20 protein-coding genes are annotated in these 19,551 nt (G+C 55.7%); 16 read left to right on the forward strand and 4 right to left on the reverse strand.

Annotated elements, in window-relative coordinates; genetic code table 11:
• Positions 1 to 45: 45 nt before the first annotated feature.
• On the reverse strand, positions 46 to 1,359 hold the full coding sequence (locus P1X16_RS12820) for a BNR repeat-containing protein (protein ID WP_277229283.1): 1,314 nt from the start codon (positions 1,357 to 1,359) through the stop codon (positions 46 to 48).
• Positions 1,360 to 1,458: 99 nt separating this feature from the next.
• On the reverse strand, positions 1,459 to 2,073 hold the full coding sequence (locus tag P1X16_RS12825) for a histidine phosphatase family protein (RefSeq protein ID WP_277229284.1): 615 nt from the start codon (positions 2,071 to 2,073) through the stop codon (positions 1,459 to 1,461).
• An 85-nt stretch (positions 2,074 to 2,158) separates the two neighbouring features.
• Between P1X16_RS12825 and P1X16_RS12830 the strand changes: the two genes are divergently transcribed.
• The 10 genes from P1X16_RS12830 to P1X16_RS12875 all read left to right on the forward strand — a co-directional run bounded on the left by P1X16_RS12830 (position 2,159) and on the right by P1X16_RS12875 (position 13,143).
• Positions 2,159 to 2,602, forward strand: a complete 444-nt coding sequence (locus P1X16_RS12830) for a hotdog fold thioesterase (protein WP_277229285.1) — start codon at positions 2,159 to 2,161, stop codon at positions 2,600 to 2,602.
• Positions 2,599 to 3,855 carry a chorismate-binding protein gene (locus P1X16_RS12835; RefSeq protein WP_277229286.1) on the forward strand — a complete coding sequence of 419 codons (1,257 nt, stop codon included), beginning with the start codon at positions 2,599 to 2,601 and terminating at the stop codon, positions 3,853 to 3,855. Before P1X16_RS12830 ends, P1X16_RS12835 begins: the two co-directional genes overlap by 4 nt.
• A 94-nt stretch (positions 3,856 to 3,949) precedes the next feature.
• Positions 3,950 to 5,839, forward strand: coding sequence for a 2-succinyl-5-enolpyruvyl-6-hydroxy-3-cyclohexene-1-carboxylic-acid synthase (gene menD, locus P1X16_RS12840; RefSeq protein ID WP_277229287.1), 1,890 nt, complete (start codon positions 3,950 to 3,952; stop codon positions 5,837 to 5,839).
• Between the two features lie 142 nt (positions 5,840 to 5,981).
• Complete coding sequence (gene menB / locus P1X16_RS12845) at positions 5,982 to 6,806, forward strand: 1,4-dihydroxy-2-naphthoyl-CoA synthase (protein ID WP_277229288.1); 825 nt, start codon at positions 5,982 to 5,984, stop codon at positions 6,804 to 6,806.
• Positions 6,807 to 7,090: 284 nt separating this feature from the next.
• Complete coding sequence (locus tag P1X16_RS12850; protein ID WP_277229289.1) at positions 7,091 to 7,957, forward strand: sugar phosphate isomerase/epimerase family protein; 867 nt, start codon at positions 7,091 to 7,093, stop codon at positions 7,955 to 7,957.
• 189 nt (positions 7,958 to 8,146) lie between these two features.
• Entirely contained in the window at positions 8,147 to 8,869 is a 723-nt protein-coding gene (locus tag P1X16_RS12855) for a DUF1266 domain-containing protein (RefSeq protein ID WP_277229290.1), read from the forward strand.
• A gap of 347 nt (positions 8,870 to 9,216) precedes the next feature.
• Positions 9,217 to 10,065, forward strand: coding sequence for a class I SAM-dependent methyltransferase (locus P1X16_RS12860; protein WP_277229291.1), 849 nt, complete (start codon positions 9,217 to 9,219; stop codon positions 10,063 to 10,065).
• Between the two features lie 198 nt (positions 10,066 to 10,263).
• Positions 10,264 to 11,001 (forward strand): poly-gamma-glutamate hydrolase family protein, encoded by a 738-nt coding sequence (locus P1X16_RS12865; RefSeq protein WP_277229292.1) that lies wholly within the window; start codon positions 10,264 to 10,266, stop codon positions 10,999 to 11,001.
• A 505-nt stretch (positions 11,002 to 11,506) separates the two neighbouring features.
• A complete protein-coding gene (locus tag P1X16_RS12870; protein ID WP_277229293.1) occupies positions 11,507 to 11,956 on the forward strand; it encodes a hypothetical protein in 450 nt (149 codons plus the stop codon).
• A gap of 50 nt (positions 11,957 to 12,006) precedes the next feature.
• Complete coding sequence (locus tag P1X16_RS12875) at positions 12,007 to 13,143, forward strand: AMP-binding protein (protein WP_277229294.1); 1,137 nt, start codon at positions 12,007 to 12,009, stop codon at positions 13,141 to 13,143.
• Between the two features lie 514 nt (positions 13,144 to 13,657).
• Here P1X16_RS12875 and P1X16_RS12880 read toward each other — a convergent pair.
• The gene (locus P1X16_RS12880; protein WP_277229295.1) at positions 13,658 to 14,317 is read right to left on the reverse strand and encodes a hypothetical protein; all 660 of its coding nucleotides are present in this window, start codon (positions 14,315 to 14,317) and stop codon (positions 13,658 to 13,660) included.
• A 251-nt stretch (positions 14,318 to 14,568) separates the two neighbouring features.
• Between P1X16_RS12880 and P1X16_RS12885 the strand changes: the two genes are divergently transcribed.
• The 6 genes from P1X16_RS12885 (at position 14,569) to P1X16_RS12910 (ending at position 18,939) form a co-directional block, all read left to right on the forward strand.
• Positions 14,569 to 15,012 carry an ABA4-like family protein gene (locus P1X16_RS12885; protein WP_277229296.1) on the forward strand — a complete coding sequence of 148 codons (444 nt, stop codon included), beginning with the start codon at positions 14,569 to 14,571 and terminating at the stop codon, positions 15,010 to 15,012.
• Between the two features lie 37 nt (positions 15,013 to 15,049).
• Positions 15,050 to 15,916, forward strand: a complete 867-nt coding sequence (locus tag P1X16_RS12890; RefSeq protein ID WP_277229297.1) for a hypothetical protein — start codon at positions 15,050 to 15,052, stop codon at positions 15,914 to 15,916.
• A 126-nt stretch (positions 15,917 to 16,042) separates the two neighbouring features.
• The gene (locus tag P1X16_RS12895) at positions 16,043 to 17,062 is read left to right on the forward strand and encodes a histidine kinase (RefSeq protein ID WP_277229298.1); all 1,020 of its coding nucleotides are present in this window, start codon (positions 16,043 to 16,045) and stop codon (positions 17,060 to 17,062) included.
• 31 nt (positions 17,063 to 17,093) lie between these two features.
• Positions 17,094 to 17,579 (forward strand): DoxX family protein, encoded by a 486-nt coding sequence (locus P1X16_RS12900; RefSeq protein WP_277229299.1) that lies wholly within the window; start codon positions 17,094 to 17,096, stop codon positions 17,577 to 17,579.
• Between the two features lie 8 nt (positions 17,580 to 17,587).
• Entirely contained in the window at positions 17,588 to 18,112 is a 525-nt protein-coding gene (locus P1X16_RS12905) for an NAD(P)H-dependent oxidoreductase (RefSeq protein WP_277229300.1), read from the forward strand.
• A gap of 38 nt (positions 18,113 to 18,150) precedes the next feature.
• Complete coding sequence (locus tag P1X16_RS12910; protein ID WP_277229301.1) at positions 18,151 to 18,939, forward strand: LytTR family DNA-binding domain-containing protein; 789 nt, start codon at positions 18,151 to 18,153, stop codon at positions 18,937 to 18,939.
• On the opposite strand, the gene P1X16_RS12915 is transcribed toward P1X16_RS12910, so the two are convergent.
• Complete coding sequence (locus P1X16_RS12915; protein ID WP_277229302.1) at positions 18,936 to 19,550, reverse strand: hypothetical protein; 615 nt, start codon at positions 19,548 to 19,550, stop codon at positions 18,936 to 18,938. The genes P1X16_RS12910 and P1X16_RS12915 overlap by 4 nt on opposite strands.
• Position 19,551: the final 1 nt, after the last annotated feature.

Here is a 19,551-nt window from a genome sequence, read left to right on the forward strand (position 1 = left end):
TCAATTCTCTAAGGCAATATTCGTGTGCTTTCGACAGCAAGCAAATCAGGGAGCCCATTCGAGAATATAAACGGGCTGCGGCGCCAGCTTTTCCAGCGTTTCGCCGTCGCCTTGGCCGGTACGCTGTACAAACAAATTCAGGCGGCCAGCTTGCACCCAGCGCTCAGTATCGTAGCTCGGCTCCCAATTACCAACGGGCTCAGCATTGAGGTCTTTCGTAGTCCATTGGTTTTTACTTAAGTCGGTGCACTGCATTATCGAAACCCGATCCTGCCGCTCAACGTCGCGGTATAGCACGTACACAGGCGGGTTGCTTTTGCTGTTGCCCACCAGCACTTGAGGGCGAGAAATCGGAATCTTCTTGGTGCCGGCGCCGCTCAAGCTGAAAGGCGTGGTGCGCTGCCCAACTTGCGCCACGCGCCACTGCTTGTTGGCCAGATAAATGAGTTGGTACTGAGGCACCGTGGAACCAGCAGGTCGCCAGTACGTGGCAATGTAGGGGTTGCCTTGCGCGTCGGCCACCATAGAAGTTTGGTTGATCAATTCGCTGCGCTGCGGAATGCGGCAGGCATACTCGGCGGTTTTTTCAGTGATGGGCAGTTTATAAACCTCGCCCGTGCTTTTCTGCCAGGTTTTGCCCCCATCTAAAGACCGGGCGTAAGCCATATCATGGTTGGAAGCCACATCCGGCGACTCGCGCCACACCCACGAAACGTGGATGGTGCCGCGGGCATCGAGCGTGGCTTGCCAGTAGGCATTGCGCTGGCCTTCGCCGTCAATTAGTACGTCGTGCAGCCGCGTCCATTGCTTGCTTTTGGTGCTGTAGCGGTTGAGCACCATGTTGCCATTGCCGGAACTTCCGTCGCGGTACACGAATAGTAAGTCGCCGTCGGGATACCGATAAAACTCCGGATACGTCACGTTCGATTCCTGCTTACCAGTCATGGGAAGCAGGTCGGTTAGCTCCAGCGAATTGGGCGCCACGCTGCGGCAGTACCGCAAGGGGTTGCCGTGGTGGTCGAAGGACAGATGCAGATAGCCCGCGCCATCCACCATCAAGCTAATAATGTTGTGCGCGTCCGACACCTTGCCTTGGTAGTGCGTACGCTGCACTTGCCAAGCCCCGGCTGGCAACGTGCGCCGACCCAGCACAACGTAGCCCACCGAATCATAGAAGGCCGTGTACTGCGTTTGCTTGTGCGTCACTACGGAGTTTTTGCGGAACACAGCCCCGTTCACGTTGTTGCGCGCCCAGCCTAGCCCAACGGGTACCGGCGCTTTTTGCGCAACACCAGCCACACTGCCACTCAGCAGCAACAGCAGCAACAACCGACGCAAGGCGGCAACTGGCAAAAGCATCCTAGTTGATAATTGGAAATGCAATGGAGTTGTTTTGTTTAAGCAACTAAGCGAAAGAACAGCAGAACCAGCTTTACCAAGCTGGCCCACGATGCGCATTTATTGGAGGTGGGCTACATCCAGGAAGTTGCGCACCGTGAACATAGAGCCGGTGTAGTGCAACTTATACAAACACAGGTTGCGGTGCTCGAAGGCGTCCATCCGGCTCAGCGGATAATTAAGCAGTTGGCAGAGCAGCACCCGCATGGCGCGCCCGTGCATGCACACCAGCACGTTTTCTTCTTCGGGGCGGTTTTTCAGCAATTCAATGAAAGGGCGCTGCCGGGCGGCTACTTCGTCGGGGCTCTCGCCGCCGGTGAGGCGGGCGTGGGTTTCACCTCGGTCCCACTGGTCGAGCACGCCCTGGTATTCGGCATCTTCTTCGGCGGTGATGCGGGTGCCCTCGCGCACGCCCCAGCTAATCTCGTTGAGGGCCGTGGTTTGCTCGTGCGGCAAACCCATTTCCAGAAAGCCCCGCACCGATTGGTGAGTACGACGCAGTACCGACGTATAGACTTTGTCGAACGGCATGTGTTGATAGGCTGCGAAAAACTGCTCGGCCTGTCGCCGGCCGGTTTCGTTTAAGTCGGAGTCGACGCCGCTGCCCTGCACAATGTTTTGCACGTTGTAGTCGGTCTGGCCGTGGCGGATTAGGTATATTTTTTTGACGCTCACTTTCCGGCTAGCTTTGCTGTTTATCCTTTAAAAGTATTGTTGCTTCTGGCCTTACAAGCCCCAATGCTACACTTTTTCATTGCATATGGCACAATTCCCTACCGATCCTGCCCAAATCAACGCGTGGGCTAAGAACACCTTAGGTGAACATCTTGGCATCGAGATAACGGCAGTGGGTGAGCGGACGATAACTGGCCGTATGCCCGTCGACCACCGCACTCACCAGCCCATGGGCCTATTGCACGGGGGTGCTTCCGTTGCCCTAGCCGAAACGCTAGGCAGCATCGGGGCTACCCTGCAGGTAGATATACGCAAAAAAGCCTGCGTAGGGCTGGAAATCAATGCTAATCACCTGAAAGGCGTGAAATCGGGGTACGTGGTGGGGCATGCTACCGCTCTGCACGTAGGCCGTAGCACACAGGTGTGGGAAATTCGCATCACGCACGAAGAAACTGGCGCGCTGGTTTGTATCAGCCGCATTACCATGGCCGTTGTCGACTTACCTCCCGCGGCCCAGCCGCAAGCATGAACCAACCCAACGAACTTCGGCAGCTGCCCTGGCCGGTGGCCACGATGGACCTGAACCCCTCGGCCCGGCTGCGCCACCTTGTAACGGGGGCATTGCGCACCGGCCGGCCGCTGGCCGTGTGGCGCGAGCCAGGCACAACGCACCCGCGCCTTGTGGTAGCTCGCACATTAGAAGCTGCGTATACGGGCCTCCCCCCTGCCCTTGATGCTACTGCCCCGGCCGGCTTCGCCTTTTTCCCTTTCCGCGACTCCGACCACAACCCGGCCCTGTTTCTGCCTGCTGATGTGCTGTTCGACACCGCCCAACCCAATACAGTAGCAGTTGCGCCAGCGGCCCGGTCGCTGGTTCCGGCGCTAACAGCCTGGCTCGCCATTACGCCCGTCGAGCCGTTGGTGTGGCCTTACAGTACGCAGCCGGTTCCGCACGCCGCCACCAAGGCCGAGTACTCGGCGCTGGTTCGCGCCGGTGTGGCTGCCATTGAGGCGAAGATCTTGGGGAAAGTGGTGTCGTCGCGGGCGGCCCGCTGGCCCTTGCCGTCGGGCTTCGACCCGCTGGTAGCTTTTGCCGACCTATGCGAAAAATACCCGCAGGCATTCGTGTCGTTGGTGAGCGTGCCGGGCGTAGGCACTTGGCTAGGCGCTACGCCCGAGGTACTGGCCGAAGTAACGGCCGACGGTACGTTCCGCACCATGGCTCTGGCCGGCACGCAGCCTCTCGTTCACGGGCAGGCTCCCAACACGGCTATTTGGCGGCAAAAGGAAATCGAAGAGCAAGCCTTGGTAGCCCGCTATATCGTGAGTTGCTTCAAGCAGTTGCGGCTGCGCGAATACGACGAAACCGGGCCCCGTACCGTGGCAGCGGGCGAACTGCTCCACTTACGCACTGATTTCGAGGTCAACCTGCGCCAAGTGCCGTTCCCGAATTTGGGCACCGATATGCTGCGGTTGCTGCACCCCACCTCGGCCGTGGGCGGCATGCCCAAACAGGCAGCCTTGGATTTTCTGCATCGGCACGAGGGCTACGACCGAGCCTATTATAGCGGCTTCCTAGGCCCTGTGAACTTGCCGGTGGCCGGCGTCTCGCGGCTTTACGTAAACCTGCGCTGCCTCCAGCTGCGACCTACTGAGGCCATTCTCTACGCCGGCACCGGCCTCACCGTCGACTCCGACCCAGATCGTGAATGGCAAGAAACCGAATTGAAGCTAACCACCGCCGGGGCGGTTTTATACCCTATGGTTTCGTCGAATGTATAAGCTAGGAAGAGCAGGATCTGCGTAAGTAACTCAGCATGCAGCAGCGGCCAGCTTTTACCTCCATCACTTCATTGCTCTACTACTAAGCTACTTTATGCAGGCTGTTCATAATATTGCTGAAATCTGCGCCCGGCATGGCATTACAGACGTGGTGCTGTCGCCTGGCTCCCGCTCGGCCCCGCTGACGCTGGCCTTCGCCCGCCACCCCGATTTGCGGGTGCGGGTGGTAACCGACGAGCGGGCGGCGGCCTTCATTGCGTTAGGAATGGCGCAGGCACAGCGGCGGGCGGTGGTATTGGTGTGCACGTCGGGCACGGCGGGCCTCAACTACGCGCCAGCCGTAGCAGAAGCTTATTTCCAGCATATTCCGCTGGTCGTTTTCACCGCCGACCGTCCCCCGGAGTGGATAGATCAGCTCGATGGCCAGACCATCCGCCAGCACAATCTGTATGGCGCCCACGCCAAAGGCGCGTTCGAGTTTCCGGTTGATACCACGCACGCGCACGCCAAATGGCACGCGGCGCGCATTGTTAACGAGGCCATCAACCTGGCGCAGGTCGGACCCGCCGGACCAGTGCAGGTGAACGTGCCGTTGCGAGAGCCTTTCTACCCAAAGCAGGGCGAGGAAATCCGGTACGAGCAGGAGGTGAAAGCCACGCGCGAGCTACCCACCCGACCACAGTTGAGCGCAGCTGTACTACGCGAACTGCTCGACGCTATTCGGAGCGCTGGTCGCGTGCTGGTAGTAGCCGGTCAGCATCCTGCCGATGCGGAGCTATTGGTGGTGCTACGCCAGTTTGCGGCTACTTTCCAGGTGCCCGTGGTGGGTGATTTGATTGCCAACCTGCACCTGCCTGTGTCTGGCAAGGAGCAAAGTCCCCGTCCATTTGGCCGCCAAGACTTACTTATGGCTACGCCGGACCAGCAACTGAAGGAGGCTCTGAAACCAGAGCTGCTTATCACCTTCGGGCAGTCACTTATCTCTAAGGCGCTTAAGCTCTACCTGCGCAATGCACAGCCCGCCCAACATTGGCACGTCCAGCCAGCCGGTGCCGCAGCCGATACCTTCCAATCACTGACGAAAGTGGTACCGATGGAGCCAGCCGACTTTTTTGCTTCCTTGTTAGTAGAGGAAGCGCGCAGTGCGGAGACTAGTACAGAAGCTGCAGAGGCTCTTGATGCACCTCTTGCTTTGCCTGGCCACACCGCTGCACCAGATGCCACCCGGGTAGCAACGCCTCTGCTTCCGACTGGCTCCCCAACCCGGTCCAGCAACGGCCAACTGCAGCAGGCACTATCTTCAGCAAGAGCAGAATACCTAAAGCCATGGCTGGCGGCAGAAAACCGAGCTACCGATTTTCTACAGGCATTTATGCAGCAACCCACTCAGCCGTTCAACGAGTTTACGGCCATATACCGCTGCCTGCAAGCCCTGCCCGACCGCACGGCGTTGCACCTTGCCAACAGCATGGCAGTGCGCTACGCCAATATCCTCGGGCTGCCTAGCGAATTACACATAGAAGTATTCGCTAACCGGGGCACCAGCGGTATTGATGGCTGCAACTCCACAGCAGTTGGGGCGGCTTTGGCAGATCCAGAGCGGCCCGTTGTGTTGCTGACCGGGGACGTGGCCTTCTTCTACGACCGCAACGCCTTCTGGCACAACTATCCTACCCCCAACCTGCGGGTGGTACTACTCAACAACCATGGGGGCGGCATCTTCCGCATCATCGATGGGCCGCGCCAGCAGCCCGAATTGGATGAGTTCTTTGAGACTCGCCAGACGCTAACTGCCGAAAATACCGCTCGGGACTTTGGACTGCGATACTTTGAAGTTTCGTCGTTCGCCGAACTAGAGTCGGCGTTACCGGTTTTCTTTGCATTGGAAACCGGCGCGGCTTTGCTGGAAATTACCACCGACAGCAAGACCAACGCCGAGTTTTTCGAACAGTATCGCGCAGCAGTAAAAGTTGCCTTTGCTTAACTCTAACCCACTAATCATTTGTTATCCTGAGCTTGCGAAGGACCTCCTCACCATTGAACGACAGGTGTAACTACGATTTGTTCTGTGGGTATAAGGTCCTTCGCAAGCTCAGGATGACAGATAAGCTCCTTGTTTTCTTCTTATGGCCGAACAACTCACTTGGACTCCGATCAAAGAGTTCCGCGAAATTCTCTTCACGCAGTCAGGCGGCATTGCCAAAATCAGCATCAACCGCCCGCAGGTCCACAATGCCTTCACGCCCCTGACGGTGCAGGAAATGATTGAAGCCATGCACATCTGTCGCGACCGGACCGACATTGGCGTGGTTATCCTGACTGGCGAGGGGGGCAAAGCCTTCTGCTCGGGTGGCGACCAGAGTGTGCGTGGCCACGGCGGCTACGTCGGCGACGATGCCATGCCCCGCCTCAACGTGCTGGATTTGCAGAAGCTGATCCGCTCCATCCCCAAGCCAGTGGTGGCAATGGTGGCCGGTTGGGCCATCGGGGGTGGCCACGTGCTGCACGTGGTCTGCGACCTGAGTATTGCCGCCGAGAACGCCCGTTTCGGCCAGACTGGCCCCAATGTAGGTTCGTTTGACGGTGGCTTTGGGGCCTCCTACCTCGCCCGCGTGGTGGGCCAGAAAAAAGCCCGCGAAATCTGGTTCCTCTGCGACCAGTATAACGCGCAAGAAGCCCTCGACATGGGCCTCGTAAACAAAGTAGTGCCCCTGGAGCAGCTCGAAGAAACCACGGTGGCGTGGTGCAACAAGATTCTCGAGAAAAGCCCGCTGGCGCTGCGCATGCTCAAGTCGTCGTTCAATGCCGAACTCGATGGGCAGGCTGGCATTCAGGAACTGGCTGGCAACGCAACGCTGCTTTATTACCTTTCCGAGGAAGCCAAAGAAGGCAAGAATGCCTTCCTGGAAAAGCGCAAGCCCGACTTCTCGAAGTTTCCGAAGTTTCCGTAATCGGCTAGCATTCACAGAATACATGAAAGGCGCTATATCCCATCAGGCGGGTATGGCGCCTTTTGATTTTAAGAAGAATAAGCAGCTTAAATACGTATCCCGCCAGCGCGACTGTATACGCTCTGCAAGAGCTTCTTCAATCAGTCGTGTAGGCAGATATAGGCTGCAAACCAGCACCAACGGAACACAGGTGATAGACAATATCCTACGGCCGTATCAGTCGGATAGCGCAAAGGCTCAACTTTATATTTACTTTATGCTATTCATCTAAACACAGCTGTTCTATGAAATTCATAACCGTGTTGGCCTTCTTCGTTGCACTCACTGCTTCGTTTAGCTTCGCCCCAAGTAAAGAGTCTATTCCGCAGATAGGCCTTGTGGCACCAATCGAGCAGGATAGCCTGCTATACGCCGCCGGTTTTCGAATGCTAGGCGAATCTGTGGGTCGCATGATTGCGCCTTCTTTATCGGAAGAACAGTTCAAGCTGAATCTTGCCCGCATAAAAAAGGCGAAGTGCAAAGTATACCTCTGCAATATTCTCTTCACCGGTAAAATCAAAATTGCTGGTCCTACCGTCGACGATGCCAGGGTAGTAGCGTATGCTGACAGCGTTTTTTCGAGAGCTCAGCAGGCCGGTATACCCGTTATCGTTTTGGGCAGCGGCGGCGCACGCAGGCTTCCGGAAGGCTACGATGCCCAAAAAGCCCAAGCCGACTTTGTGGTCTTGTGCCGCAAGTTGGCTGTTGCGGCTCAGAAGCACCGGATAATGATTGCCATTGAAAGCCTTCAAGCTTCCGAAACGAATTTTCTGACTAGCCTACAGTCGGCCGCTGAGGTTGTACGTGCGGTCAACCATCCCAACTTCAAGCTCAACGCCGATATATTTCACATGATGCGCGGAGGCGAATCGCCACAAAGCATTATCGACGCAAAGGATTTGCTAGTCCACTGCGAGATTGCCGAGAAACAAAGCCGCTCTTTTCCAGGTGTGCAAGGCGATGATTTCAAACCTTATTTAAGAGCTTTAAGAAAGGCGAACTACAAGGGTCATATTTTTATCGAGGGCAACACCAGTAACCCAAGCACCGACATCCCCCTTTCGTTTAACTATTTGACCAAGCAGCTCAAGGAAGTGTACGCAGAGAAATAAATCCTCCCCATGATGGCCCGGGACCTTGCCTAGTGTTTACGCTGCTCCTCCGAAAAGCTAAAGGCAAGCACAACCTCCTTGAAAAGCACCAGCCTAGTTTCTCGAAGGCATGATAAGGGCTATTTATCGACCTAGCACCTTTACGATCTAGCACTTAGCATTCCGAATAACACCCCTACTCTTTCCTTTATGTTTGAATGGCTACGCACAATTGCCACCATGCTGGATAGCAAAAAGATGGCCGCCATAGCGCTGGAAAACGAGAATATCCGGCGATATGGCGCGCAGGACTTATCTGAATTCGACTTAGACCAAACGGCCCGGCAGCCTACTGCTACCGAAATACGCGGCTTAGCCACTGGCGCCATTCTATTTTTTGTCGGCGCAAATCCAATTAAGCTGTTACCTCGCATCAAGCCCGAGCCGCTTGCTGAGCGAAAGGCTGCAACGGCCGACTGGTGGGGTATCAGCAACACGGAAGAAGCGCTTGACATCCTGCAATGGCTCCGCGAGGAAGGACACCGCCACAAATACCAGAGCCAGCTGAAAAGCCAGCCGATGCACTGGCAAGCACTATTTGTCGACAATCCTTTTCTTAAGAACCGCACCGTAACCAACGTCGCCGCTTGGGATTATGCGCGCCAAGTGAACGTGGCACGCTGGTGCTATGACTACGATTATTTGACATGGGAGGAAGCTTGGCAGTACATTGATGATGCCACTCAAGCGGCCCTACGCACCTATGATTCGTGGGATAGTTTCGCGGCTGGGTTCGTAGCCGGGCGTATCATGTGGGCACCCGACAATGACATGCACGACCACATTGCCGAAACAGCGCGCTACCTGATAGAGGCACGCTACAGCCCGTGGCGCGACATTCCTTGGCAGCTGTACCCGGTGCCTGGCGATTAGTTGCGAACTCCTGCCACTGGTTGTGGGCCTTGCTGCCTTCAGATAAAGGTGGCGCTTCAATTACTTTCAGGTATTGCCTATCCATGGCAAAAGCTTCACCTATGAGCGGTAGCGCCTTTGTCGTGGGTAGGCTTTTGGGGTTTGAAAAAGCGGTATTTCGGCCTGCAGAGGCACTATACGCTTAATAAATCGGCACGCTCTTGTTATAATATTAAGTATTTACTATATTAATAGTAGATAAGGCTATGCCCTTTAGGATCGAACAGTGATGGCGACCATGTAGCTAGGCTATACATGACTGGAGTTTGGCTGTATCGCCACGCATCACCACAAACCAACCCCGCCCTATGGAAGCACAACTAGAACAAATTCGGGAGCAGCAGAAAGAAACTTGGAACAAGTTTTCGTCGGGCTGGCGCAAATGGGACGACTTTACGATGGACTGGCTAAGGCCGATGGGAACTGAGATTATCAATTCCTTGCAGCTGAGGCCCACTGATACGGTACTTGATATTGCTGCTGGTACCGGCGAGCCGGGCCTAACCATAGCCGCTATCGTCAGGGATGGAAAAGTTGTAATAACTGACCTTGCGGAGGGCATGCTGGATGTTGCCCGCGATAACGCCTCGAAGAAGGAAATTACGAATTGCGAACTTGTCAGGTGCGACGTTTGTGAATTACCATTTGATGACGAAACGTTCGATGCCGTGAGTTGCCGCTTTGGATTCATGTTTTTCCCCGACATGCTGATGGCTGCAAAGGAAATGGCCCGAGTACTTAAGCCAGGCGGAAGAATAGCCGCGGCTGTGTGGGGTACTCCCGAAAAAAATATATGGATTACCACCACGCTCAGCACAATTAATAAAAGCGTGGAATTGCCTAAGCCCCCACCGGGCGCACCAGGTATGTTCCGTTGTGCAGCGCCTGGTTTATTATCTGGTTTGCTTGCTGAAGCTGGCTTTACGCATATCACAGAAAAGCGAATAGACGGCAAACTTAATTGCGGCACCAGCGACAATTATTGGAATTTTATGAATGATGTAGCTGCACCAGTAGTTGCAGCCTTGAGCAAAACTGACAGCAACACAAAAGATAAAATCAAGAAGGAAGTATTCGACTTATTAAACGAAAAATTTCCTAATAAACAAGTTACCCTTGATTATGGGACGATAGTGGTATGTGGCGAAAAAATGTAAACATCAGGATTACTCGTGCTACCCTTTTAGCAATGCACAAGTGCCTCAACTTATTATAATACTAGAAAGCACTATCGTTGTTTCAATTAATTATCATGCATCTACTTACAAAAATACCCTACCTGATATAAGTAGTATTTACACTACAACCATTCAGCCTCGAATTGGAGTCTACTCCCTCACATAAAATTTAAAGTTATGCCAGAAGGACGTGATTTTTATTGCAGCATGACAGACTTGTATGCTAACGAAGTTGAAGGCACTAATTTCACCACGGAATGGTACAGACACCTTCGGCGCTATGAAACAGGTAAAAACTACAACGAGGAGAATTCAATATTTATCATGGCTCCTCATGGTGGCAGTATCGAAAGTGGTACAACGGAGCTGACACTAGCAACTGCGGGCTTTACCAACGGTTTCAATGGTCAGCCCACCACATCGGACACTTACGATTATTTTATTTTCAATGGCATTAATCCGAACAAGGAAAATGGCAAATTACATGTAACCGCTTCTCGTTATAATGACCCTGTAGCTACTGCATTAGTAAAAACCAGCCTTATCAGCCTCTCTTTTCATGGCTGTACTGATGAACAACCCAATGAAAGCACCGGCATTGGCTATAAAGCATGCTTAATCGGAGGTGTGGATAGGCTATTTAAGGAATTACTGGAAGCACAATTGTCGGGAGCTGGCTTTAATGCTTACATTACCAATCAAAATATGCTTGACGGCAACTTACCTAAAAATATTATCAACAAAAATAAACGTCAGGCCGGCGCGCAGTTTGAGCTAACAACCTCTTTTCGCGCATCACTCCATGGTATAAATAGCCGCAGCAAAAGAAGAACAACTACTAATACTGATTTTTGGCTATTTGTAAATACAATTAGAGAATCTATAGAACAATACAAAATTCAATTATCTATCTAATTATATTTTAAATATATATCAAACAGAAACCAGCAGGCTTATGACAGCAAAAAAACAATCATTATAATACAAGAAACGCCGCCTAATTACAGGCGGCGTTTCTTGTATTATAAGTAATTTCTCTAGAATATTGATGCATACGCTGCACACCCCTCACACCATCCGAAAAAATTACGCAGACGTTCGTCTTTGGCATCTTTCTTCCGCAGCTTGCGGGCCCGACGGGCCGCTTTGGCAGCTAGCTCCGCTGCAGGCGAAACGAAATGATAACGGAGCGTTATATAGCGCCGGAAAACAAAGGTTCGGACGCCTACAAATGGGGTTGGGATGGTGTATTGCATGGCGGTGGGGATTGGTGAGCAGCATAAGATACGGTTTTAATCCTTTGAATATCAAGGGTCCGCCGGTTTTTCTGACTTTCGGGCAGAAGCTTCGTATGCTGATTGGTTGTTTGCTAGCTTGTTTATTTCAAACGCCATAAACCGCCAGGCTCCTCTTTGCTGCCATGACCGACGCTGATTTTCACCGAGCTATCCGGCGTATCCGCTGGCGACACTGGCTGCATTACTCCATCCAGGCTCTGCTCATGGGGGCGCTGGTGCTGGCCGGTGGCAATAAAGCAGCGGCAGTAACTTCAGCGCAGCCGGCCCTGGCCTCGTGGCCTTTGCTCTTGCTGCTGGGCGCGTTGCTACCATTGGCAGGAGTGCTTCTGTACCTGATTTCCCGGCGCCTAACACCTAACTTGCGGCGGCCCGCCGAGCAGAACTTGCGCGTGTACCAGAGTCGCATGCTGCTACGCAACAGCTTATTAAGTCTGCTGGGGCTGCCGCTGCTAGTTTCCTATGTTTTTACGCGCAGCCCCTTGGAACTGATAGCGTGCGGTGTGCTGCTACTAGCATTGTGTTTGCTCACGGTACCTTCGGCCAAAGCCTACCAGCGCTGGTTGCTCAGTTAGGGCCTCTTATTCTGGCTGATTGGCTACTTCGCTGACTTCTTTCTACTCTTATGAATTCTTCTTCCGACCTACTCCCCGATTCGCTGCTGCTTAATGGCCGTGAATTCCGATACACTGACATTCAGCAGTACCCGGCCACTACGCCCGTCGACTTGAACGGTTACGAGGCCAAGGTGCTCGACTTCTGCCGGCAATGGCTGAACGGCACGCAGGACGTGGCCTTGCATACCAGCGGTTCTACGGGTCAGCCGCAGCCCGTGCTGATGAAGCGCCAGCAGCTGGAAGCCTCGGCCCGCCGCACCGGCGACTACTTCGACCTTGGCCCCGGCGACCGAATGCTGGTATGCTTGAACTGCGAGTTTGTGGGCGGCATGATGATGCTGGTACGCGGCTTCGAGCGGCGTATGCACCTCACCATTGTCGAGCCCCAAGCCGACCCTTTCGCGCTGGTACCGGCCGAGGCAGAATTCACGTTTGCCTCGTTTGTGCCCTTGCAGCTACGGGCGGTGCTGGCGGCTGGGCACGCCCCGCGCCTCAACCAAATGAAAGCCATTTTGGTGGGCGGGGCTGCCGTGGAGCAGAGCTTGGCCAAAGAAATTCGGCAGCTAACGGTACCCGTGTACTTGACGTACGGCATGACCGAAACGGCCTCGCACATTGCCCTGCGCCGCCTCAACGGCCCCGACCTTACCACGGCGTATCGCGTGCTTCCCGGCATCCACGTCGGGCAGGACGCCCGTGGCTGCCTCACCGTGCGCGCCGACGTAACCGACAATCAGCTCATCACGACCAATGACCACGTGAAGCTGCTAGACCCTCACACATTTGAGTGGTTAGGCCGGCTGGACTTCGTGATAAATAGTGGCGGGGTGAAAGTGCAGGCCGAGAAAGTAGAGCAGGTGCTGGAAGTGGCGCTGTTGGAACTGAACCTGCCCGTCCGTAGGGCGTTTGTAGCTGGCCAACCCGATGCGCGCTTGGGCGAGCAGGTAACGGCGTACTTGGAAGGCGAACCACTGCCCGAAGCGCAGCAGCAGCAGCTTTTGAGTTTGCTTCGTAAGCGGCTAAGCAAATACGAACGGCCCCGCGAGCTGGTATACGTCGGGGAGTTTCGTACTACGGCTTCCGGTAAGCTCAACCGACGAGCTACTTTGCAAAGCCTCCCCAAAGCCACCGAAACCGAGGAATAGCTTACCCCAAAGATTCCTAAGTACCGAAAAGCCCCGGCTCCGTCATGACAGAGCTGGGGCTTTTCGGTTTTCGGCTGCGCAGGATAGACTATGTCTTCTTTTCGCCTCGGTTGCCTACGCCTTCCACTTGTGTCGCAAAATGTTTACATGCAGGCGTGCATTAACCAAATAATAGCATCTAAAAAGGAAACGACTTGGCTTTTCATATAAGTTTTATGGATGTATAAGTTTACCCGCCAGCAACGCATAACTTGAACTTAGTTCGAAGTTATGTGGGCTCCTACACTGTTGAAGCTCACTAAATTTCATTATACCTGTAGTATATAGTTAGCGCTTGATGAAAAAATATCTACTACCCTGTCTTATCCTTACGGCCTTTATTTTTGGATTTGCGCTGGGTCGCGCCAATACTGTGCCGCCAGAGCCACGGCCTACTCCTCCGCTGCAGTTGGCACAAATCACACCCGTAAGTCTGGCTCAGCACTGCTGATCCTGAAGGCTTCTGAAGCCGTTACTACCAGTCGGCGCGGCGTAGACCTTTCTGGGTGAAGAGGCGTTGGCGGCCCCGGAACACTTTGTATAAGTCGCCAAGAGAAAGCTTAACGCGGCCGTAGAACACAGGGCCGTTCAGTTCCCGCTGCGTCAGGTTATCGACGAACACGGGTTGCCGCCAGCCTAGCCCCGAGCCCAGCGCGAGCCAGCGGTAAATACGCATTTGGGCTGCCAAGGAAGGCTCGACCAGCCAAATGACCCGTTTAGGCGAGCGAACCCGGGTATCGTCGGGGAGGGTGTAGTGGGCATAGGTTTTGCCCACGCCCAACTGAAGCTGGGTGGCTATTTCCCAGCGCGGATTGCCGAGCACTACGTACTCGCCGTAGCCGGCCACATAGCGCAGGCGTAGTTCTGCCTTGGTGTTTTCCGGTAATTCCGTTGGGATGGGTTGGCGCGAGGGAATGCCATTGCTTAGCAGATACACCCCGATACCGGTCCGCAACCGGCCCCGCCATTCAATTCCGAGCTTTAGCCCAGGTACCGACACAAAGCGGCGGTTAACAATGGAGTTGCGAATGTCGAGTTGAAACACCGGCCGCCGGTGGGGCTGCCGAACCGTTACGCTGTCGTGGAGCTGGTACACGGCCGAATCGGATGTGCCTGCCTGCAGAGATTGGGGCAAACTAAGTCCTACTCCTAAAGCCAGCAGAGCTGACCGCCACTTGTATTGAAATAACAGTACCACGGCGCGAAGTTACGACCAGACACGAGGGAAATTGTATTGCAGCCTACTTGTTGGAGCTTACCATAGCCTACGCTTCACCGGACCAGAGGCTACGCTTCATAAGCCATGAATGCTGGTTCACCCTTTTTACGAGTGCCAGGGCATCAGGTAGCGTGTAGTTTAGAGGCATCAACTAAGCGCACCTCCCTATGGCCATCACCCCCGATTCTCTGTTTGCTTTCGCCAACCCCATTACTATGGTGGGCTGGGTGTTGTTGCTGGTAGCGCCACGCTGGTCGCTGACGCGCCGCTTGGTGCTCAGTGGTGCGTTGCCACTAGTGCTGGCAGTAGCCTACGTCTTACTGATTGGCAGCCACTACCTCGGGGCCAGCGCCAGTGAGGGCGGCTTCAGTTCCTTGCAAGAGGTAACGGCCCTCTTCCGGGACCCGTGGGCGTTGCTGGCGGGCTGGGTGCACTACCTCTGCTTCGATCTGAGCATTGGCATCTGGGAAACTCACGACGCGCAGAAACGCGGAGTACCACACTTGCTGCTGGTACCGGCGCTGCTGCTCACCTTCCTTTTCGGGCCGCTGGGTTTGCTGCTGTACGCGCTGCTTCGGCGCTGGTACCCCGCCCCGGCCTTGGCTAGCTAGTGACTTGGTTTTGTAATCCACCCTACCCTTTTCAACTATGAAAACACTCGCCTTTTCCGCTGCCCCCACTGCTGATGGGGTTACTGAGTCTGGTTCATCGTCGGCGTTTGCCGCCGTGCGCACGTGGCTTGTGGTGTTGCACCGCGCTAATCCGGTGTTGTCGTGGACGGGGTGGCTGCATCTGCTGCTGCTGCCGGGAGCCCTGCTAGGCTTAGTGCTTGATGAGCGGCTGGTAACGAACGTGAATCCGTGGATTAAGCCGCTGAAATTCCTTTTCTCGGACATCATCTACCTCTGGGGGCTGGGCTGGGTACTGGCCGATTTACCGGCCGCCGCACTACGAGCGGTACGCCGGATTAGCTGGGGCGTAGCGGTAGCCATTGGGATTGAAATCATTATCGTTTTTTTGCAGGCGGCCCGCGGCACTACCTCGCACTACAACATTGCTTCGCCACTTGACGGCGTGCTATTTAGCTTGATGGGCGTATTCATCATGCTCAACACCGTGCTGATTGTGTGGGCCGTGTATTTGGTGTGGCGACACCGGCCTCATGGCCCGGCGGGCTACGTGTGGGGCGTGCGGCTGGGGTTGCTGCTGTTTTTGGTAGGCAGCGCCGTAGGTGGAGCCATGATCCGAAATTTAGCTCACACCGTAGGAGCCGCCGACGGTGGCCCTGGCTTACTCGGTGTGGGCTGGAGCACCCGCGCCGGCGACTTGCGCATTGCGCATTTCCTGGGGCTGCACGCGCTACAATTGGTGCCGTTGCTCGGCTGGTGGCTGAGCCGGTACGTGCCCCGGCGCGCCACACTCCTGACATGGGTTGGCGCCGCATTATATGCTGGTGCCGTGGCCGCGCTGTATGTGCAAGCCATGCAGGGCGTACCGCTGATTGCTGTCAAATAAACCCTTCGGCCCGCTCTATCCGCTTTCTGTGCACCGAGACACTTTGCTCTGTACCCATCGACTTTCGGCAATGTGGGCAAGCGGCCGGTACGGTGGCTATGGAATGCCTGTATCTTGCCCGCTACTATGAACGACCGTCGCCTCCTGCTCTTTGGCATTCCTTCTTTGAGCCTGATTATCACGCTGCTCATGGCGCCGGATCACCAGACCTGGACGGTACCGCTGTTTTCTGTCAGCTGGGCTATTTCACTGTATTTCACGGCTTTCCTCTGGATTGGCAACCGAACCCTGTGGAACTGGCTGCTACGGCGCCTGCCGCACGTAGATCAAACCAAGCGGCGTCTCTGGAGCCTAGCCGGGTTGTCGGTGGTAGGCACCAGTGTGGCTACGGTACTGCTCCGGTTACCGCTGCACTGGCTACTTCCCCAATACTTTGGGCTGGACTTCCAGTCTCAGATGGCGGGCACGTTTTTCAACTTGTTTCCCACGCTAGCCGTGCTGACGCTCTACGAAACGATTTATTTCTTTCGGCAGTGGGAGCAGAACCTGCGCCGGGCCGAGCAGTTGCAGAGTGCCGGGGTCCAAAGCCAGCTCGAAGCCCTGCAAAGCCAACTCGACCCGCACTTTCTGTTCAATACGCTGAACACACTTTCAGCCCTTATCGAGCCGGGCAACAAGCCTGCCCAAGAGTTTGTGGAGCAGCTCGCCGACGTGTACCGCTACGTGCTCCTTACCCGCGACAAAACCACTGTGTCGTTGGCCGAGGAGCTAGCGTTTGTCGACACGTACTTAGCCCTACAAAAAGTCCGCTTCCGCGACAACCTCCGGGTGACGACCACGGTGGCACCCGCCGCCCTTACAGCCCGCGTGGCCCCCTTGAGCGTGCAGTTGCTGGTTGAAAACGCGCTGAAGCACAATGTGGCGTCGCGGCAGTTTCCGCTGGAGCTTCGCCTGCTGGCGGACGGTACTGGCTATTTCACGGTGGAAAATACGCTACGCCCCCGTACGGCGGGTTTGGCGCCCGGCACGGGTATGGGCTTAGCCAACGTGCGCCACCGCTACGAGCTATTGCAAGCGCCCCACCCTGTCACCGTTTCCACCGAGGCGGGCTGGTTTCGGGTGCAATTGCCGCTGCTGGCCGAATAAGCGCGGAGCATTCTTTTCTTACCACACGCTTATGAAACCCTTATTCGTCTTGCTTGGAGCTTTCCTGCTGGCCTTGGGCGCCACCCGCTTGTTCGGGGGCAGCCTGAATTTCCTGCTGGCCGGCAACGTAGCCATGGCCGTGATGCTGCTGTTTACGGGCGCCGCGCATTTCGCCCTCACCAACGGCATGGTACTGATGCTGCCTGAGTGGCTGCCCGGCCGCAAAGCGTGGGTTTATTTTACGGGAGTGGTGGAGCTGGCAGCGGCCGTGGGGTTGCTCGTACCGGCTTTGCGGCCGCTGGTCGGGTGGTTGCTGATTGCGTTTTTTGTGTTGGTACTGCCCGGCAACATCTACGCAGCCATGCACCACATCAACTACCAAAAAGGCACCACCGATGGCCCCGGCCCGCGCTACTTGTGGTTCCGGATTCCGCTGCAGCTATTGTTCATTGCCTGGACCTGGTATTTTAGCGTGCACTTGCCTGCAGCTCTTCCCCTGGCAAGCCTTCCTTACTAGCCTTCGCCGTGTCCTTACCTGCATCCGCCGATACTGTACCCTTGGTTTTCCTTGGCAGCGCCCGCCAAGCCGGCGACACGCACCGGCTGGTAGAGCAGGTACTAACCGACGTTCCACACGTACTCGTTGAGCTGCTGGATTGGCCGGTAGCGCCGTACAACTACCAGAACGACTATCCGAGCGAAGACGCTTTTCAGCAGCTAGCTGAACTAATGCTCGGGCACCAAGTCATTGTTTTCGCCACGCCGGTCTACTGGTATAGCATGAGCGGGGTAATGAAACAATTCTTCGACCGGTTTACGAACCTTACGGACATGCACAAGCAGCTAGGCCGCCAGCTGGCCGGCAAGCATGCGTTCCTGCTCGCCGTTGGCTCCGACCGAGACTTGCCGGAGGGGTTTGAGGTGCCGTTCCGGAGGACAGCGGAGTACTTCAAGATGACGTTTGAGGGCAGTTTGTACCGGTCGCTCAAGCAACCCTTTCCCGAGGAAGAGGCCCGCCAGTTTGCGCGCCAACTCCGTGCTTTGTGCTAAGCAACGCGCCTTCCTAACTTCTCCTTTCGCTGCCTCGCATGACCGTTCTGATCCTCGAAGACGAATACCCAGCCGCCGAGCGCCTGCAACGGCTGCTGCTGGAAGCCGCGCCGGAAGCGCAGGTGCTAGCCGCCCTCGACAGCGTAGCCAGCGCCCTAACCTGGCTGGCCGCCCACCCCGCCCCCGACCTGATTTTGTCTGACATTCAGCTGGCTGATGGCTTGAGCCTAGAAGTGTTCGAGCAAACACTTGTGCGCAGCCCCGTCATCTTCACTACGGCCTACGATGCCTATGCCATTCGGGCTTTCAAGGCCAACAGCGTCGATTATCTACTGAAACCCGTGAAGCTAACCGAGCTGCAAACGGCTCTCACGAAGCTACGGGAGTGGCGCAGCCCCGCGGCTTCGCCGCAACCTACCAGCGTGGCCGACGATACGGCCAGCCGCCTCGAACGCCTCCTCGACAGCCTGCCCCGCCCCGACCGGCAGTACAAAACCCGCTTTCTCGTCCGGAGCGGCGAGCAGTTGCTGCCGCTATCTGTTAGTCAAATAGCATGGTTCCAGAGCCGCCACGAAAACACCACCCTCGTTGCCACCGACGGCCGCCGCTTCGTGGTCGACTACACGCTGGAACAGTTGGAAAGCCTGCTCGACCCGCGGCACTTCTTTCGCCTCAACCGCCAGTTCATTGCCCAATTGCCAGCTGTGCAGCGCCTGCACCCGCACTTCAACGGCAAGCTGCTGCTCGATTTGCAACCCGCCCCCACCGAGGAAGTACTGGTAAGCCGCGAGAAAGCCAATGCCGTGAAGCAGTGGCTGGAAGGCTAGCTACCCATGCCGTTGACTGCTGCATGGGCCAGAAACCAAGCCAGTCCGCCCCCGGCCACTACGCCAGCCACGGTACCAGCCAGTAGCTCCGGCAACGTATGACGCCGCAGCACCAGCCGCGAGGCCGCTACTACTGTTGCCAGCAGCAAAGCCAGCACGCCCCACTTAGAATACAAGTGCAGCACTACGCAGGCCAGAAAAAATGACAATGCCGCGTGCAGCGAGATTTTCAGCCAGAAATTGACTGCGTAGCAAGTCAGCAGCAGCAGCCAAGCCGTCAACAGGCCGTACCGGAATAGCCCCGCCTGTTGCCAAAACAGAACGCCAGTGGCCAGCCCCAACAACACGAGCAGCACTGGATAAAACGACCGACGCTGCTCCTGTTGCGATATATCGAAGTTGGAGTAGGCGCCACGATACGTTTGGCGGAAGCTCCAGATGCCGATGAGTGCCGCCATGATGGCTACGCTGCCTAGGCTCCATTTGGCCGTTGGGTCGTCGTCAAGCTTTTGCCAAGCCATGAAACTCACAAACGCAGTGCTTGTAAGCAGCGGGTGCCCCACCCAGGAAATTACCGCCGCCAAACGGCGCACGGGTGCAGAAATCATCATG

The organism is Hymenobacter sp. YC55 (assembly GCF_029433095.1).
Taxonomy (GTDB): Bacteria; Bacteroidota; Bacteroidia; order Cytophagales; family Hymenobacteraceae; genus Hymenobacter.

Coding starts and splice junctions, on each gene's coding strand:
- P1X16_RS12855 (WP_277229290.1), top strand. CDS start 8,147: ATGTTTGAATGGCTACGCACAATTGCCACCATGCTGGATAGCAAAAAG.
- P1X16_RS12860 (WP_277229291.1), top strand. CDS start 9,217: ATGGAAGCACAACTAGAACAAATTCGGGAGCAGCAGAAAGAAACTTGG.
- menD (WP_277229287.1), top strand. CDS start 3,950: ATGCAGGCTGTTCATAATATTGCTGAAATCTGCGCCCGGCATGGCATT.
- P1X16_RS12890 (WP_277229297.1), top strand. CDS start 15,050: ATGAAAACACTCGCCTTTTCCGCTGCCCCCACTGCTGATGGGGTTACT.
- P1X16_RS12915 (WP_277229302.1), bottom strand. CDS start 19,550: ATGATGATTTCTGCACCCGTGCGCCGTTTGGCGGCGGTAATTTCCTGG.
- P1X16_RS12870 (WP_277229293.1), top strand. CDS start 11,507: ATGACCGACGCTGATTTTCACCGAGCTATCCGGCGTATCCGCTGGCGA.
- P1X16_RS12835 (WP_277229286.1), top strand. CDS start 2,599: ATGAACCAACCCAACGAACTTCGGCAGCTGCCCTGGCCGGTGGCCACG.
- P1X16_RS12910 (WP_277229301.1), top strand. CDS start 18,151: ATGACCGTTCTGATCCTCGAAGACGAATACCCAGCCGCCGAGCGCCTG.
- P1X16_RS12895 (WP_277229298.1), top strand. CDS start 16,043: ATGAACGACCGTCGCCTCCTGCTCTTTGGCATTCCTTCTTTGAGCCTG.
- P1X16_RS12885 (WP_277229296.1), top strand. CDS start 14,569: ATGGCCATCACCCCCGATTCTCTGTTTGCTTTCGCCAACCCCATTACT.
- P1X16_RS12830 (WP_277229285.1), top strand. CDS start 2,159: ATGGCACAATTCCCTACCGATCCTGCCCAAATCAACGCGTGGGCTAAG.
- P1X16_RS12850 (WP_277229289.1), top strand. CDS start 7,091: ATGAAATTCATAACCGTGTTGGCCTTCTTCGTTGCACTCACTGCTTCG.
- P1X16_RS12875 (WP_277229294.1), top strand. CDS start 12,007: ATGAATTCTTCTTCCGACCTACTCCCCGATTCGCTGCTGCTTAATGGC.
- P1X16_RS12900 (WP_277229299.1), top strand. CDS start 17,094: ATGAAACCCTTATTCGTCTTGCTTGGAGCTTTCCTGCTGGCCTTGGGC.
- P1X16_RS12820 (WP_277229283.1), bottom strand. CDS start 1,359: ATGCTTTTGCCAGTTGCCGCCTTGCGTCGGTTGTTGCTGCTGTTGCTG.
- menB (WP_277229288.1), top strand. CDS start 5,982: ATGGCCGAACAACTCACTTGGACTCCGATCAAAGAGTTCCGCGAAATT.
- P1X16_RS12865 (WP_277229292.1), top strand. CDS start 10,264: ATGCCAGAAGGACGTGATTTTTATTGCAGCATGACAGACTTGTATGCT.